At 41.2% G+C, this 16,885-nt stretch carries 12 protein-coding genes; 1 reads left to right on the forward strand and 11 read right to left on the reverse strand.

What is annotated here, in order from left to right; genetic code table 11:
- Positions 1-5 precede the first annotated feature (5 nt).
- The 11 genes from C7Y70_RS06205 to ampD all read right to left on the reverse strand — a co-directional run bounded on the left by C7Y70_RS06205 (position 6) and on the right by ampD (position 15,743).
- Positions 6-905, reverse strand: a complete 900-nt coding sequence (locus tag C7Y70_RS06205) for a Dyp-type peroxidase (protein ID WP_135473778.1) — start codon at positions 903-905, stop codon at positions 6-8.
- A gap of 46 nt (positions 906-951) precedes the next feature.
- Positions 952-1,995, reverse strand: a complete 1,044-nt coding sequence (locus C7Y70_RS06210; protein WP_135473779.1) for an ABC transporter ATP-binding protein — start codon at positions 1,993-1,995, stop codon at positions 952-954.
- On the reverse strand, positions 1,996-3,627 hold the full coding sequence (locus C7Y70_RS06215) for an iron ABC transporter permease (RefSeq protein WP_135473780.1): 1,632 nt from the start codon (positions 3,625-3,627) through the stop codon (positions 1,996-1,998).
- A complete protein-coding gene (locus C7Y70_RS06220; protein WP_135473781.1) occupies positions 3,627-4,631 on the reverse strand; it encodes a Fe(3+) ABC transporter substrate-binding protein in 1,005 nt (334 codons plus the stop codon). Before C7Y70_RS06220 ends, C7Y70_RS06215 begins: the two co-directional genes overlap by 1 nt.
- Before the next feature lie 817 nt (positions 4,632-5,448).
- The gene (locus C7Y70_RS06225) at positions 5,449-6,138 is read right to left on the reverse strand and encodes a tRNA-uridine aminocarboxypropyltransferase (RefSeq protein ID WP_135473782.1); all 690 of its coding nucleotides are present in this window, start codon (positions 6,136-6,138) and stop codon (positions 5,449-5,451) included.
- Positions 6,139-6,307: 169 nt separating this feature from the next.
- Entirely contained in the window at positions 6,308-7,735 is a 1,428-nt protein-coding gene (lpdA, locus tag C7Y70_RS06230) for a dihydrolipoyl dehydrogenase (RefSeq protein ID WP_099294698.1), read from the reverse strand.
- Positions 7,736-7,934: 199 nt separating this feature from the next.
- Positions 7,935-9,839 (reverse strand): pyruvate dehydrogenase complex dihydrolipoyllysine-residue acetyltransferase, encoded by a 1,905-nt coding sequence (gene aceF / locus C7Y70_RS06235; RefSeq protein WP_135473783.1) that lies wholly within the window; start codon positions 9,837-9,839, stop codon positions 7,935-7,937.
- 11 nt (positions 9,840-9,850) lie between these two features.
- Entirely contained in the window at positions 9,851-12,517 is a 2,667-nt protein-coding gene (aceE, locus tag C7Y70_RS06240; protein ID WP_135473784.1) for a pyruvate dehydrogenase (acetyl-transferring), homodimeric type, read from the reverse strand.
- A 93-nt stretch (positions 12,518-12,610) separates the two neighbouring features.
- Positions 12,611-13,360: a pyruvate dehydrogenase complex transcriptional repressor PdhR gene (gene pdhR, locus C7Y70_RS06245; RefSeq protein WP_099294704.1), complete on the reverse strand. Its 750-nt coding sequence runs from the start codon at positions 13,358-13,360 to the stop codon at positions 12,611-12,613.
- 961 nt (positions 13,361-14,321) lie between these two features.
- Positions 14,322-15,173, reverse strand: coding sequence for a beta-lactamase regulator AmpE (ampE, locus tag C7Y70_RS06250; RefSeq protein WP_099294706.1), 852 nt, complete (start codon positions 15,171-15,173; stop codon positions 14,322-14,324).
- A 24-nt stretch (positions 15,174-15,197) separates the two neighbouring features.
- Positions 15,198-15,743 carry a 1,6-anhydro-N-acetylmuramyl-L-alanine amidase AmpD gene (gene ampD, locus C7Y70_RS06255; protein ID WP_135473785.1) on the reverse strand — a complete coding sequence of 182 codons (546 nt, stop codon included), beginning with the start codon at positions 15,741-15,743 and terminating at the stop codon, positions 15,198-15,200.
- Between the two features lie 235 nt (positions 15,744-15,978).
- On the opposite strand from ampD, the gene nadC reads away from it, so the two are divergent.
- On the forward strand, positions 15,979-16,824 hold the full coding sequence (gene nadC / locus C7Y70_RS06260; RefSeq protein ID WP_135473786.1) for a carboxylating nicotinate-nucleotide diphosphorylase: 846 nt from the start codon (positions 15,979-15,981) through the stop codon (positions 16,822-16,824).
- The last annotated feature ends 61 nt before the right edge of the window (positions 16,825-16,885 follow it).

The following is a 16,885-nucleotide window of genomic DNA, read 5'->3' on the forward strand; positions in this document are numbered from 1 at the left end:
TTAAGTTATAACTGCTTTAAAAAATTAATCGATGGGGCAAAAAATGCGGATCCCATGTCCGCTTGGGTAAAATCAAGCCAGTGGTCATAACATTCCCCTTGCCCCAAACGACTTTGCAGCACTTTCTCAAATACACTTCCCTTTGCAGCACAGTGTATTGCTAACACTCCCTGCTCGTAAACATCCCCATATGGCATACTTTGATTAAGCAATAATGGATGCCCTTGTTCATCTTTGAGCTCTGTTCGTACAGCATGGCTAGTTTGAACCTCTGGGTTCAATGGCGTATTATCGAGGCGGGTCCGCCCCATTATTTGCTCTTGTTCATGTAATGATAAATGCTGCCAAACAGTTAAATCATGCTTATATCGTTGCACATGTATGTAGCTTCCCTGATCTTCAAAGTGATTTGTTTTATCAACTAATGCAGTGGCCCGCTTTTGCCTTCCATGGGGTGTGTCACCACCGAGTATAAAACCATTAAAATCACGGCCATCTAAAAATCTAAAATTACGAACTTGCTCAACTAACTCAACATCGGGTGAAAATAACTTTAGAATCTGTAACGCAAATAAGTGATTTACATCCTCTCTGTCTGAGCGGATCTGAACAAACAGATCAAATGGCTGCGCTGCCATAACATGATCATTGTGAGTAATATTAGGGAAGCTTTGTAATTGACTAGGAATAAACTCAGGGAGTATGTGGGGCCAGTATTGCGCGCCTACAGCTACAAAGCTTGAGAGCATTGACTCTGAAAACTGATCTGAAAACTCATCTTGAATAATGCTAACACGCTTTAGCTTTTTACGTAGTGACTCGTCATGACCATCAAATACATTAAAAAATAAATGCAAACCGTGTAAGTTTGCTTCAGCACAAATCCCTGATTGCGCTTGCGCCATGGTGGTTCCTTAACTCTCGGTTGTACACAGCATTACACTTTAATAACTAATCAGCGAAAAAATTTACCGTGTGTGGTTTTATTTTTATTGTTACCTGCTCATTTACATTAAATGGCTGGCTTAGCTCGGCAGCAACTTCTATCTCTTGACCACATAATGCCACCTTAAATACATTTGAAGAGCCAATGAAGCGCTGACTTAGTATGGTCACTGAATGGCTATCAGATTGTGAGACAGCAGATAAAACTAAATGATGTGGGCGAATATATAGTTGCCCTTCATCCAGTTTATGGTTATGTGCTTGCAAGGATTTAACCTGCCCATAACAGGTTGAATACTCTGTAGCTGAAATTGCTTTCGCATCTAAGTATATGCCCTGACCAAGAAACTCCGCAACTACCTTTGAGTTTGGCATACTAAAAAGCTGCTCTGGCGGGCCCTGTTGCGCAATTTTACCTTCGTGCATGATGGCCAAGCTATCTGAAAATGCAAACGCCTCTTCTTTTGAATGAGTTACAAATACTGCAGAGACTTGCTGATTTTTTATAATGCGGCGAATATCTGCGATTAACTCAAAGCGTACCTGCGTATCGATATTGGAAAATGGCTCATCGAGTAACAGTAAACTAGGCTTGTAAGCGAGTGCCCTAGCAATGGCTACGCGCTGCTGCTGCCCACCAGATAGTTGGTGAGGAAAACGTGTTGCACACCCAGCTAAATGAACTAGTTCTAGCATTTCAGTCACACGTTCTTTTTTTTGTATTTTGCTCATGTTCGTTAAGCCAAATGCGATATTATCAGCAACGGTTAAATGCGGAAATAACGCATAATCTTGAAACATCATGCCAATATTGCGATGCTCTGGTGCTAAAAATGATTGCTCATCCGACACTAACTTTGAGTCAATAAATACTTTTCCCTGCTTCGCTTCAATAATACCTGCAATCGCTTTTAGTGTGGTCGTTTTACCACAGCCACTAGCACCAAGCAGGCAAACAATCTCATCCTTTGCAACAGTTAAGTTTAAGTGTTTAATCACTGAAGTACCGTTATATTGGTACGATAAATTTTCTAAAACTAAACTACTCATCTAACTATGTTGCTCCATTGAGCGATTAACAAAATACAGCGGGATAAGCCCCACTAAAACAATCGAAAGCGCTGAAATTGATGCAAGCTCTAACTGCTCGTCACTGACATATTGAAACACATGCGTTGCGAGGGTTTCAAAATTAAAAGGCCGGAGTAACAATGCTGCTGGGAGCTCTTTCATACACTCGATAAATACCAGCAAACCAGCGGTTAGAATACCACGGCGCAGCAGAGGAATGTGCACCTTTCTTAACGTTTGTCCTTGGCTTTTTCCCATTGATTGGCTCGCCATATCTAACGAAGGACTAATACGCATAAAACTCGCTTCGATAGCCCCATGTGCTATGGCATAAAATCGTACAACATATGCAAAGGTTATCGCAAATAAAGTACCGCTTAGTAGTAAACCAGGGGAAACCCCAAATGGCTCCAGCCAAACATTAAGACGATCATCAAGCAGTGTTAAAGGTAATAGCACTGCAATAGCTAAAACTGTGCCGGGTAAAGCGTAGCCCGTACTGGCTAAGCGGCCTGGGAGCAATGGATATTGATGTTTAGCAATGCGTTGATAAAACACAACCAGCAAACTTAATACAATAGTGATAACACACACTATTGCAGCCACTTTAAAACTTTGCCAAGCATATAAGAAAAACGCATCATTCCATGCTTGATCAGCATACGCAAAAGCATAATTGAGCAGCACAGCTACAGGTAATATAAAGGCAAAAAATAACACGGCACAACAAAACAGTGTCGCTAGCCAAGCGTAAAACCCTTTTAGACTATACAGTGTTTCACTATTAACACCTGATTGGCGTTCATAAACAGCTTGCTCACGGCGACTGAAGCGCTCTAACATTAACGCTAAAAATAGCATTAATAACATAATACCGGATATTTTAGCAGCCGCTGTTAAGGAGTAATAGCCAAGCCATGTATCGTACACAGCCGTTGTAAGTGTACTCACCGCAAAGTAATTAACAGTGGCAAAGTCAGCCATTGTTTCCATACTAATTAACGCCAGTCCTGCAACGATAGCACCTCGTGCTAACGGCATACTGACACGGTAAAAGCTTTTTAACGGTGACAACCCCATAATTTGGCTAGCTTGTACTAACTTAAATGATTGCTCACGCAACGCGGTTTTAAAAATTAAATAGAGATATGGGTATAGCACAAGTGCAATCATAATAATCGCGCCGGGCAACGTTCGGATATCAAAGAACCAATAATCATTCGGGGATTGCCAACCAAACCAATCTCGAAGCGAGACTTGAATCGGCCCTGCATAATCAAATAAATCGGTATATACATAGGCAATTATATAGGTTGGCATAGCAAGGGGCAGCATTAACGCCCACTCAAATTGTTTTCTACCGGGAAAGTCACAATAAGCGGTGATCCAACCAAGCGGTAATGCGATTGCGCTACTAACAATACAGACACCCAGGATCAGCAATAAAGTATTGCGTACGTAATCCCACAACACGGTATCCCAAAGGTGGCTAAAAACATCGGAATCGCCTTGCAGCGATTCAAATAAAAGAAAGCATAGCGGAGTTACCAGAACTATACCGATAACCCACGCAAATAACTGCCATCGAGACAGTGAAAATTTTAAACTCATTAAAGGTCGAACTTCACCTCATCAATCAACTTAAGCGCTAACGGACGATATTTGCTAATTTCATCCAGCGGTAAACTGTCTTCCTTAAAGTTACCCCAAGATGCCACTAAACTTGATAATTCCACACCTGGTTTAACTGGATATTCCATATTGACCGAGGCATACATATTTTGCGCCTTATTGTCGGTCATAAACTCAATGAGTTTCAAGGCATTTTCTGGATTTTTAGCGTATTTGGTCATTACCACACCAGATACATTAATATGTGAGCCGCGATTATCTTGATTTGGGAAGTTTATATTTACAGCATCAGCCCATGTTTTTTGAGCTGGATCTTGAATCATCTTGCCAAAGTAATAACTATTGCCCAAAGCTAAGTCACATAATCCTTCTTTTACAGCTTTCACTTGTGCACGATCATTACCTTGGGGCTTGCGGGCTAAATTCGCTTTAACACCTTCAAGCCATTGCTTTGTTTGCGCTTCGCCATGATGCGCGATCATAGAAGCAACAAGGCCTAAGTTGTATGGATGCTTACCTGAACGAGTACACAGCTTTCCTTTATATTGTGGTAAGGCTAAATCTTCATAACTTAAATCAGCCAACTGCCCCACTCGTTCTTTAGAAGAATAAACATTTCGCACCCGCTTTGTTAATGCAATCCACTGGCCTTCATTATCACGAAACTTTGCAGGCACATTTTCATTAACCGTTTCACTGTTAATTGTTTGTGTTAAATTAAGTTCATCTAACTGAACTAAGTCACTAAAATTGGACGTTAAAACTAGATCTGCTCGACTGTGTTTACCTTCGCGCTTAACTCGTTCAATAAGCCCTTTTTTAGCGAAAACGACATTGGTTTCAATGCCCGTCTGCTTAGTAAAATCATCCAGAATAGGTTGGATCAGAAATGGCTGACGAAAAGAATAAATGTTTACAGCATCATCAGCCAAAGCAGGAGCTGCTACTGTAAGTCCAATCAAAACTGCTAATGTTTTTTTCATAAATCGTGCTCGCACAAATAGTAATTATTATCAATCAATAATACCTTTTCCCCACTTAAAGTGCACCTAAAATCTAGCTTGAGGGCATATACAGAAGTTGGTTGTGAGATATCTCTTACGTTGTTGACAGCTATTGAGTATAAAGATGACGAATTACGACTTAAAAAAAACCTAAACGACTGATTAATATTAATTAAAATAAATTTCAATACAAGCAACAAGGTTTTTAATGTTGTTTTTAGCCTATTTTGTTTGCATAAACTCTCTATACTTACTTCATCGGTTAAGCAGGCAGCTTTGGTGAGTTTGCAACAAGGAATGATTACTCAACGATCGTTACTAAAGGTTTAGTTGGAGAACTAGGATACACGGACAGACTCAGGAAGAGTAACACAAGGGATTGGTATAAAAGGACAGCATCATGATGATGCGAAATGGACTAACAACAGGGCTCTAAGGAGAGTTGTTATACAGGATGTAAAAAAAGCGGAAACATGGACAGGCCTTAAAGGCAACGCAAGGGAACTGTTTAGTTAAAGGATAGCGTCAGGACGATGCGTAAAGGACGGGTAATAGAGATTACCAAAATGGAGTATGGATACAATTGGATATAGGCCCGGATAGCCTAAATTGTGCAGAACGAATAAGTAACAGCGCAATAACATGGATTAGTAAAGTTTAGGAGTTGATTAAGTTCAATTGCAGGATGCAGAAAATTAGAAGATTCCGCAAGCGCGACTAGAGATAGTACGCGCTTTTCTTTTGTCTAAAATTCACTACTCAAAAAGCCTACCTTTTATCATTATCGATACAAGTTTTACTGCGGCCGCCCCTTATTTCTTTTACCTAATAAATACGCGTCACGGAACTTCATAAAGTGTTTTTCAAGCTTAGTCGCCGCGTCATTCTCACCAGCTAATGCCAACACCATTATTGCCACTTCAGCTGTTCCTAACTGGTGATCATGCGGTGCAACACGCAAGCGGTAATCAGAGAGTTTTTCAGCGCTGATTGATAGCACTGGCAAGTCATCAAGGTAAGGACTTTTACGGATCATTTTTTTTGCTTCACGCCACGTGCCATCTAAAAAGATAAACAAAGGACGTTTATTTGGCTGCGCTTGCACTTGTGTAATTACGCGAGAGGTATTTTCAACATCAGAGGCAGGGAAAATCACTATAGGCTGATATTGTGGGTCGTTCAATAACGTTAATAACTTTTCATCAGGTTCTGTTCTGTCCCAACGAAAGGCGTAGTTGTCAGGCACTATTTCAGCTATTAAACGCCCTGTATTAGAAGGTTTAAAGCTCTCATTATGGTACATCAGCATACATACTGCGGCATCACATTGTGCTTGCTCTGTTCCGTCACAAATACAGTAATGTTTTGCAATTAAGCATTGTTCACAGCGGTCCATTTTACCGCCGCGAGCATTGAACTCACGTCGAGATTCACTAATTTGCTGTGCTCGTAAGGCAAGTACTGAATTAGAAGAGCGGTTAGTCACGTGATTTAATACCTAAAAAATGTTCGGCGCATATTGTAGCTAAAAAAAGCGGGAATAGATATCAGCTATCAGCTATCNNAAACTGACGGCTGACGGCTGACGGCTGACGGCTATAAAAACAAAAAACCCAAGCCGAGGCCTGGGTTTTTAAACAGTTAACTAAAAGAGTTTACTTCTTCTTTTTTACTGCTTTTTTGTTTGGTAGGTCAGTAATTGAACCTTCAAAGATTTCAGCAGCAAGGCCGATTGACTCGTTCAATGTTGGGTGAGCGTGAATAGTCAGTGCTAAATCTTCACCATCAGCGCCCATTTCAACAGCTAGGCCGATTTCACCAAGCATTTCGCCTGCATTGATACCGATCATAGCACCACCGATTACGCGGCCACTGTCTTTATCAAAGATAAGCTTAGTTGAACCTTCAGTACGAGCAGATGCAATTGCACGACCTGAAGCAGCCCATGGGAATACAGCTGTCTCGATGCTTAAACCTTGCTCTTTAGCTTCTTTTTCAGTAACACCTACCCATGCGATTTCTGGGTCAGTATAGGCAATTGAAGGAATGCACTTAGGATCAAAGTAATGTTTTTGACCAGAAATAACTTCTGCAGCAACATGACCTTCATGAACAGCCTTATGCGCAAGCATAGGTTGACCAACAATGTCACCAATTGCAAAAATGTTATCAACATTAGTTTTAAGTTGCTTATCAACATTAATGAAGCCACGCTCATCAACGTTAACGCCCGCTTTATCTGCATCAAGTAATTTACCATTTGGTGTACGACCAACAGCAACAAGTACTTTGTCGTAACGTACAGGCTCTGCTGGTGCATTTTTGCCTTCAAACGTTACATATAAACCGTCATCTTTTGCTTCAACGCCAGTTACTTTGGTAGAAAGCATTACATTGAACTTGTCTTTAACGTAGCGTTGGTAAATTTTGATGATGTCTTTATCAGCAGCAGGAACAAGCTGGTCAGCAAACTCAACAACATCAATGTTTGAACCTAGTGCACGGTACACAGTACCCATCTCAAGACCGATGATACCACCACCTAGTACAAGTAGTTTTTCAGGTACATCTTTAAGCTCTAGTGCGCCAGTTGAATCAATTACACGGTCATCTTCAGGGATGAAAGGTAAGTTTACTGGTTGTGAACCGGCTGCAATAATAGCGTTGTCGAACGTAATCGTTGTTGCACCATCAGCACCTTCAACTGCGATTGTGTTGCTGCCAGTGAATTTACCATAACCGTAAACCACTTTAACTTTGCGCATCTTAGCCATGCCGTCAAGGCCGCCAGTTAACTGACCAATAACAGAGTCTTTCCAAGAGCGAACTTTGTCTAAGTCAATTTGTGGTGCGCCAAAAGTAACACCATGAGATGACATTTCAGCAGCATCATCAATTACTTTAGCTACGTGTAATAATGCTTTTGAAGGGATACAACCAACATTTAGACATACACCGCCTAATGTATCGCGAGATTCTACTAATGTTACTTCTAAGCCCAAGTCAGCAGCACGGAAAGCCGCAGAATAACCACCAGGACCACCGCCTAGTACAACAACTTGAGTTTTTAATTCATTGCTCATGCTATTACCTTAATTGTTTGAACGGGACACTGCCCTAAAGTTTAACTGCCATGTTTCTGCATGGGCAGAAAGCCAGAGCAGATCAAAAATTTATGCAAATATACCAATAGTGTATCATTGCAAATGGTAAAAATCCCAGCAAAAAACAACTGGCTGGGATTTGATTCTATTTATTTAACTAGATGCATCAGTTACTGCATTACATCACTAGTTGGCGAATATCGCTCATGTAACTTGCAAGGGTCACAGTAAAGCGTGCCGCTAGTGCACCGTCAATCACTCTATGGTCGTATGACATTGAAAGTGGAACCATTAATTTAGGCTCAAATTCTTTACCATTCCATTTTGGTTTCATTTCAGATTTAGAAACACCTAAAATAGCAACCTCTGGTGCGTTAACGATTGGCGTAAACGCCGTACCGCCAATACCACCTAAGCTTGAAATAGTAAAACAACCACCTTGCATATCAGAAGAGGTAAGCTTACCTTCACGCGCTTTAACCGAGATATCCATCAGCTCGCGTGATAATTCAATGATGCCTTTCTTATCAACATCTTTAAATACTGGAACAACTAAACCATTTGGCGTATCAACCGCTACACCAATATTGATGTACTTTTTAAGAATTAAGCTTTCACCGTTTTCAGATAACGACGAGTTAAATGTAGGGAACTCAGCCAATGCTTTTGCCGCTGCTTTCATTACAAATACTAATGGCGTTATTTTAACACCGAGCTTTTTCTTCTCATTAAGTGCGTTTTGCTCTTTACGGAATTGCTCAAGAGTCGTGATATCAGCTTCATCAAACTGGGTAACGTGAGGGATTTGCACCCAGTTACGATGTAGGTTTTTACCCGAAAGCTTTTGAATACGAGACAGTTTCTTCTCTTCGATTTCACCAAACTTAGCAAAATCAACTTTTGGCCAAGGGATTAAACCAAGCTCACCGCCACCCGCGTTGCCTTTGCCAGCGGATAACTGACCAGACTCAACTTGCTTAACTAGGTTTTTAACATAGTTTTGCACGTCTTCTTTAATAACACGGTTTTTACGGCCTGAACCTTTTACGTTCGCAAGGTTAATACCAAACTCACGGGCTAAACGACGTACAACTGGCGATGCATGAGCATAAGCACTGTTGTTCTCAAAGCTTTCATTACTGGCTTTTGCAGGAGCAGCACTTGGCGTAGACTCTTTTTGTGCAGGTTTTGATTCAGTTTTTTCAGCAGCTTTTTTCTCTGCTTTTGGCGCTTCGCTTGGCGCACTGCCAGCCACTTCGAATACAAAGATAAGCGAACCAGTTTTAACTTTGTCGCCTGTCGCTACTTTGATCTCTTTAACGGTACCTGCAAACGGCGCAGGTACTTCCATGGCGGCTTTGTCGCCTTCAACGTTTAAGATTGATTGCTCTTCTTCAACCTTATCGCCAACGGCAACCATCACTTCTGTGACTTCAACTTCATCATCACCAATATCTGGCACGTTGACTTCTTTGCTGCTTGAACTTGCCGCTGGTGCAGATTCTTGCGCTGGTTCGTCTTGTGTAGGGGCCGCTGACTCGCCACCCGCGATTTCAAAAACAAACACTAATGAGCCTGTTTTTACTTTGTCGCCAGTCGCAATTTTGATTTCTTTAACGGTACCTGCGAACGGTGCTGGCACTTCCATTGCCGCTTTGTCGCCTTCAACGTTTAAGATAGATTGCTCTTCTTCTACGCTATCGCCCACTGAAACCATGATTTCTGTGACTTCAACTTCATCATCACCGATATCTAGCACGGTCACTTCTTTTGTCGTTGAGCCTGAAGAGGCAGCAGGTGCTGCGTCTTCAGATTTAGCCGGCGCTTCTGGCGCTTTTTCTTCGCCTGCACTTTCGCCTTCAAAAATCATAATTAAAGAGCCAGTGGTAACCGTGTCACCTTCGCTTACTTTAATTTCTTTAACTGTACCCGCTTGCGCAGCCGGTACTTCCATTGACGCTTTATCGCCTTCAACAGTAAGAAGTGATTGGTCAACTTCAACAACGTCGCCAACACTCACTAAGATTTCGGTTACTTCAACTTCATCGCCACCGATATCTGGTACATTAATTTCAATACTCATTGCAAAACCTCTTAAGCGTACAGTGGGTTAAGTTTGTTAGTGTCGATGTCGAACTTCTTAAGCGCGTCAACCACCACTGACTTTTCAACTTCACCACGTTTAGCCAGTTCAGATAACGTAGCAACAACAACATAACCTGCGTTAACTTCAAAGTGACGACGTAAGTTTTCACGGCTGTCTGAACGACCGTAACCATCTGTGCCCAATACTTTGTAGTTGCTGCTAGGAATGAATGAACGCGCTTGCTCAGCGTAGTTTTTCATGTAATCCGTTGCTGCAACAGTCACTGAATCATTTAGTGCGCTAGTGATGTAAGCAGTTTTTTGCTCACCCTCTGGGTTAAGCATGTTTGAACGCTCAACGTCTTGACCATCACGAGTAAGTTCGTTGAATGACGTTACAGAGAAAACATCTGATGCAATGCCATAGTCATCACTTAAGATGGCTGCCGCTTTACGTACTTCTGTCATGATAGTACCTGAGCTTAATAGCTGTACGTTGGCTTTTTTACCTTCGTAGCTCTCAAGTTTATAGATACCTTTACGAATACCTTCTTCAGCACCTTCAGGCATTGCTGGTTGCGCGTAGTTTTCGTTCATCAGCGTTAGGTAGTAGTAAATGTTTTCTTGGTCTTCACCGTACATACGACGAATACCATCTTGAATGATTACTGCTACTTCGTACGCATACGTTGGATCATAAGAGATACAGTTAGGCACTGTGTTTGCAAGAATGTGGCTATGACCATCTTCGTGCTGTAGACCTTCACCATTAAGCGTTGTACGACCTGCTGTAGCACCTAATAAGAAACCACGTGCTTGTTGGTCCCCTGCCATCCACGCCATGTCGCCAACACGTTGGAAACCGAACATTGAATAGTAGATGTAGAATGGGATCATTGGTAAATCGTTAGTGCTGTATGACGTTGCCGCAGCAACCCACGATGACATTGCACCTAACTCATTGATACCTTCTTGCAATACTTGACCTGATGTTGCTTCTTTGTAGTAAGAAACAATGTCACGGTCTTGTGGTGTGTAGTTTTGGCCATGCGGGTTATAAATACCGATTTGACGGAATAAACCTTCCATACCAAAGGTACGTGCTTCATCTGCAATAATTGGCACGATGTTTTTACCAATGCCTTTATCTTTTAATAAGATATTAAGCGCACGTACAAAGCCCATTGTTGTAGAAATATCACGTTTTTGCTCATCTAGTAGCGGCTTAAATGCGTCTACTTCTGGCAATTGTAATTTTTCAGAGAAATTAGGGATACGCGTAGGCGTGTAACCTTCCAAGTCTTTACGACGAGCATGTAAGTACTTGTACTCTTCTGAGCCTTCTTCAAGCTCTAGGTAAGGTAAGTCTTTAATTGCCTCATCAGACACAAGATCTTGTAGACCTAAACGCGAACGTAAGTGTTCAACGTGTGTCATATCCATTTTCTTAACTTGGTGAGCAATATTTTTACCTTCAGCTGCTTCACCCATGCCGTAACCTTTTACAGTTTTAGCTAGGATAACCGTAGGACGGTCATTGGTTTGCTCAGCTTTTTTGAATGCAGCGTATAGTTTAGATGGCTCATGACCACCACGCTTAAGCGCAAAAATTTCGTCATCTGTCATATCAGCCACAAGCGCTGCTGTTTCAGGGTAACGACCAAAGAAGTGTTCTCGTACGTAAGCACCGTCTTTTGCTTTATATGTTTGGTAATCACCATCGATGGTTTCGTTCATCAATTGTAATAACTTACCTGTTGTGTCTTTAGCAAGTAAGATATCCCAACCACTGCCCCAAACTACTTTAATAACGTTCCAGCCTGCACCTTTGAACAGACCTTCAAGTTCTTGAATGATCTTGCCATTACCCATTACTGGGCCATCTAGACGCTGTAGATTACAGTTGATCAGGTAGCATAGGTTATCCAGTTTTTCACGAGCAGCAAAAGAGATAGCACCACGTGATTCTGGCTCATCCATTTCACCATCACCTAAAAACGCATAAACACGTTGGTTTTTAGTATTTTTTAAGCCTCGGCCATCTAAGTACTTTAAGAAACGCGCTTGGTAAATTGACGCGATAGGACCCAGACCCATAGATACTGTAGGGAATTGCCAAAACTCAGGCATTAATTTAGGGTGAGGGTATGAAGGTAAGCCGTTACCGTCTACTTCTTGGCGGAAGTTATCAAGCTGAGCCGCAGATAAACGACCTTCAACAAATGCACGAGCATAAATACCTGGAGAAATATGACCTTGATAATAAACTAAGTCACCACCGTCTACGTCATTTGGTGCTTTAAAGAAATGGTTAAAACACACTTCATAAAAAGCAGCAGAAGACTGATAAGACGCCATATGGCCGCCTAAGTCGAGGTCTTTTTTCGATGCGCGCAATACAATCATGATTGCGTTCCAACGAATAATAGAACGAATACGGCGCTCAAGATTAACATCCCCTGGGTATGCTGGTTCTTGGTCTACCGGAATCGTATTAACGTAGTTTGTGTTGATGCCTGTAGGCATATCAACACCGTCTAAACGGGCTTGCTCTAATACTTGCTCAAGTAAAAACTGAGCACGCTCAACACCTTCTTCGCGCACAACTGATTCAAGAGCTTGTAACCACTCTTGTGTTTCTAGCGCGTCTACGTCAATTTTATTGACTTCAGACATATGGAGGTTTCCTTATGTTTAAAATACGAATGTTTTTAATTAATACGGTAAATTGTGTGTTGCACCACCGTACTTGTTTAAATAGTTACTTTGCTAATTCTGCTTTGTGCGTCTTAAACTACGTTCAATTCGCGAATGCTCTTTGCCTGCTTCAAGCAATGCTTCTTCAATAAAGGCTAAGTGAGCATTACTGGCTAAACGAGCTTGTTCCGGATTCCCTTCAATCACCGCATCCATTAACAAACGGCGGTGCTCTGCTAACTGCTTACTAATATGTGGCTTTTCCAACAAGACGGTTAAGTTTTGTAAAATATTTTGCTCAAGCAGCGCTTGCATTCCTCGCACTAAATGCAACAACACCACATTGTGTGATGACTCCGCCACGCTAAAATGAAACGCGTTGATTGCTTTAGCTTTTTGTTGCAAATCGTCGTTTGCTGATGCAATGCTGTCAAAACTTTGTTTTACTTTATCAAAGTCAGTACTCGTGCCACGAAGTGCAGCATAATATGCAGCAATACCTTCTAAGGCGTGACGGAACTCTAATAAATCAAACTGTGATTCAGGGTGTTTACTGATCAAATCAAAGAGCGGATCAGTGAGTCCTTCCTCTAGCTGGTTTTTTACAAAGGTACCGCCACCTTGACGGCGAGTAACTAAGCCTTTGGCCTCTAACTTTTGAATTGCCTCGCGCAATGAAGGGCGCGACACTTCAAACTGTTTTGCTAATTCCCGCTCCGGCGGCAGTTTTTCACCGGGTGCTAATGACCCCTCAAGAATCATATTCTCAAGTTGTTGTAAAATAACATCCGACAATTTTGCTGCTTTAATCTTTAAAGACATTCATCAACGTCCGCATTGTAGTGGGCTCTGGTTCTAAACAACCAGATTGAGCCTATAGCTGAAACCAAAAGGTAAATTGGTCATACCAAATTTGAGCCATACGTTATCAAAAAGCAAGTTTGCTGTCAATTTCACGAAGAATACATACAACAAAACAGCCTAACGCATTTAGCTCAAAGAATAAACAGTAGGTTATATCGAGTGGCTTTGGGAGGATTTTTTTACGTGGCCTCAAATGGTCTGACCAGATATCCCCATTAAGAAGCGGGCTATTTACTATCATTAAATAACTTACAAATTTTTGTACAAAGAGAAGTGAATAAGGAAAAGCGACGGGTAACGAGCTTCGAGCTGCAGGTTATATACCCAAGCCACCTCAAGATGCAGAATTCAGCGTTTCACAGGGGCTTAATATCAAGGCGTTACTTTGCAGGAATGGCACTCCCTTTTAAGAAGTAACAACGATGAGAGTAAGTTCCTGTGAAGCGCCCAGAGGGTTGGTTTAAAAGCGATTTATACTGCGTTATTGATTTTAACAATAGAACCACTATTACTTGCAATCATTGCCTTGCCTATATCGCTTTTAATTCCAACTGAAACTCGCATCTTGAGGTGGTTTGGGTATACATACACCTAGCCATGACCATCTTTTACCACCGCGGCGCTACACCGAGAAGAAATAACCACGGGCTGCGAGCTATAAATAAACCTAGCTTCTAGTACCTTTAATCCAGTACCTATAACCATCCACTTCTTTGTGAATAAATTACTTAAAACAATTTTGCCCAAAAAGAAGTGAGTAAGAAAAACTATGGACTTTGTGCAACGATCAGCGAGTAATTCACCTAGCCACAACCATATTTTGCTGCAGTGGGGTCCGAGGCGCTTCACGCTACACAAAGAAGAAAGGTTAGACCTAGTACTATTCACTTCCCTAGTACCTAGCGCCTTTACTATTTCTTTACGCCAGTCCCCCAAATAAAGTAAGCAGTGCAATGAGTACTAAATAAAATAAAACATTACGCTTAACTAGCTTCATCATACATGTTGCCTCTGCTGTGCAACCAAAATGCGCTTGTTCAATTTGCTCCGCAGCTAACGCCGTATTAGCCACAACATTGCGATTGCTCACAGAAAAGTCAAACGCATACTTAAGCAAGCAGCTTGTTCCCTTATTAAAATTACCAATCACTAAGTAACCAAAACTGGTAATACGTGCCGGTAACCAATCAAGCCAAAATAGTAGTGTGTGAATCAGTTTGAATCGAGCCACATAAGGCACTTTTCTATCTTCACGCACCAAGTCAGCATAAGTGCGTACTAACGCATAAAATACAGCACCGGGCGCACCTAAAACCACAAACCAAAAAATCACTGCACAATAAAAACGAAAATTAATCCAAGCCAATGTTTGTCCAAACGTTTCACCGCCGGGCTCGTTTTCAGTTTTTTTCTGCCCCATTTGCAAAGCATATAAAGTTGCAGCCTCTTTATCATCACGGGTTAGAGCATTGAGGTATGATTTATATAATGCGCGATGTTTAGCACAGCCAAAGCAAACAAGTAATACCACTATGTTAACGACTAATTGCCAGACCACAAAATCAGAAAACGTATAAACTAATGCAATTGCAATAACAGGCAAAACTAGCCAAATCAAAAAACCATATGCTGAGTTAAACAGACCATTTTCGCTCAATTGCTTTTTAGAACGCACTAAATAACCTTGTGCGTAATAGCTTATCTGCCAATAATCAGAGCGCGCACCAAGGCGCTCTAAAATCAAAGCGGTAATTATTGAAATTAAAATCATAATGCTCTCTTTACTAAAGCCAAGTTAATTTAGGTCGGCAAAAAAGTATTGCCAATCAAAACTTTCACCAGGATCGGTTTTTCGCCCAGGTGCAATATCACAATGCCCAACAATACGTGCTTTATTTATTGAAGGATACTTATTCATCAATAACTTAGTAATTGATTGTAATGTATTATATTGACTTTGGGTATAGCCGCTAGTATCGGTTCCCTCAAGTTCAATGCCAATGCTAAAATCATTACATCGCTCGCGCCCTAAAAACTCAGATTTACCAGCATGCCATGCCCGCTTACTAAAAGGGACATACTGCACTATTTCGCCAGTACGTTTAATAAAACAATGCGCAGATACACTAAGGCCTTGTAAATCAACAAAACTTGGATGAGCATTGCAGTTAATTGCTCCCATAAACAAATCGTCAACATACGGTGTACCAAACTCTCCCGCCGGTAACGAAATATTATGAATCACTAATAGCGATATTTCTTCACCCTGGGGTCGAGCATCAAAATGCAAGCATTCACGCTGCATTACACCTTCAAGTCTTCCTTCACAATCAATTTGCATGTTACAAAACCATTATTACACTCTATAGAAGATGCTAAAGGATAAAACATATAAATAAAAGCAGCCAACAGGTCCTTGTAACATGTTTATTTCAACGAGTCGTAACCTAGTAAGTTTGCACCTGCAAATACCAATAAATATCGAACACCCCATAGCAAAGGGACTATGCCTCTTCTATTCGCTATGCAAACATAGTAAAATTTTTCCAATTTCTTAATTATAATGAGCTTTTATAATGTCTATTCCGCACAGCCTTTTAAGCCAGTTAGTAAAAATTGCCCTTGATGAAGATTTAAATTACCAAAGCGCTGAGCAAGGTGATATTACGGCAGGCTTAATCCCACATTCACAGCAAGCAAACGCCAAAGTAATTACGCGTGAAAACGGTGTATTCTGCGGTAAGGACATTATCTTAGAAGTGTTTAAGCAGGTAGATCCCAGCGTACACGTCGATGTGTTAGTCAATGATGGCGACGAAATAAACGCCAACGACACCTTGTTTACAGCCAAAGGGTCTGCACGCGCTATTTTAACTGCTGAACGTACTGCACTTAACTTTGTACAAACCCTATCAGGCACAGCCACAACCACCGCGCATTACGTTAAAGAACTAGCAGGAACAACAACACAGCTGCTCGATACCCGTAAAACAATCCCTGGCTTGCGTGCTTTGCAAAAGTACGCAGTAAAATGTGGCGGCGGCGCTAACCATCGCATTGGTTTATTTGATGCGTTTCTTATCAAAGAAAATCACATAGCGGCCTGCGGAGGCATTAAAAGTGCAGTATCACAAGCAAAATTAAATCACCCAAATAAGCCTGTTGAAGTAGAAGTTGAATCACTTGATGAGCTAGATCAAGCTATTAATGCCGGTGCTGATATTATAATGCTTGATAACTTTACACCTGAGCAAATTAAACAGGCAGTCATACTAACGGATAAACGAGCAAAAATTGAAGTGTCGGGCAATATGACAATAGAAACGCTCAAAACATATTCACAAGCCGGAGTAGACTTTATTTCAAGCGGTGCACTTACAAAAAATTTACAATCAATTGACTTGTCCATGCGATTCGAGTAAACATTCCAAGTTTAATGAATATAATATTTACCTAAAACGTTGACATTTTAGGCAATTAATC

The organism is Pseudoalteromonas sp. KS88 (assembly GCF_004766475.1).
GTDB lineage: Bacteria > Pseudomonadota > Gammaproteobacteria > Enterobacterales > Alteromonadaceae > Pseudoalteromonas.

Coding starts and splice junctions, on each gene's coding strand:
- C7Y70_RS06205 (WP_135473778.1), bottom strand. CDS start 905: ATGGCGCAAGCGCAATCAGGGATTTGTGCTGAAGCAAACTTACACGGT.
- C7Y70_RS06210 (WP_135473779.1), bottom strand. CDS start 1,995: ATGAGTAGTTTAGTTTTAGAAAATTTATCGTACCAATATAACGGTACT.
- C7Y70_RS06215 (WP_135473780.1), bottom strand. CDS start 3,627: ATGAGTTTAAAATTTTCACTGTCTCGATGGCAGTTATTTGCGTGGGTT.
- C7Y70_RS06220 (WP_135473781.1), bottom strand. CDS start 4,631: ATGAAAAAAACATTAGCAGTTTTGATTGGACTTACAGTAGCAGCTCCT.
- lpdA (WP_099294698.1), bottom strand. CDS start 7,735: ATGAGCAATGAATTAAAAACTCAAGTTGTTGTACTAGGCGGTGGTCCT.
- aceF (WP_135473783.1), bottom strand. CDS start 9,839: ATGAGTATTGAAATTAATGTACCAGATATCGGTGGCGATGAAGTTGAA.
- aceE (WP_135473784.1), bottom strand. CDS start 12,517: ATGTCTGAAGTCAATAAAATTGACGTAGACGCGCTAGAAACACAAGAG.
- pdhR (WP_099294704.1), bottom strand. CDS start 13,360: ATGTCTTTAAAGATTAAAGCAGCAAAATTGTCGGATGTTATTTTACAA.
- ampE (WP_099294706.1), bottom strand. CDS start 15,173: ATGATTTTAATTTCAATAATTACCGCTTTGATTTTAGAGCGCCTTGGT.
- ampD (WP_135473785.1), bottom strand. CDS start 15,743: ATGCAAATTGATTGTGAAGGAAGACTTGAAGGTGTAATGCAGCGTGAA.
- nadC (WP_135473786.1), top strand. CDS start 15,979: ATGTCTATTCCGCACAGCCTTTTAAGCCAGTTAGTAAAAATTGCCCTT.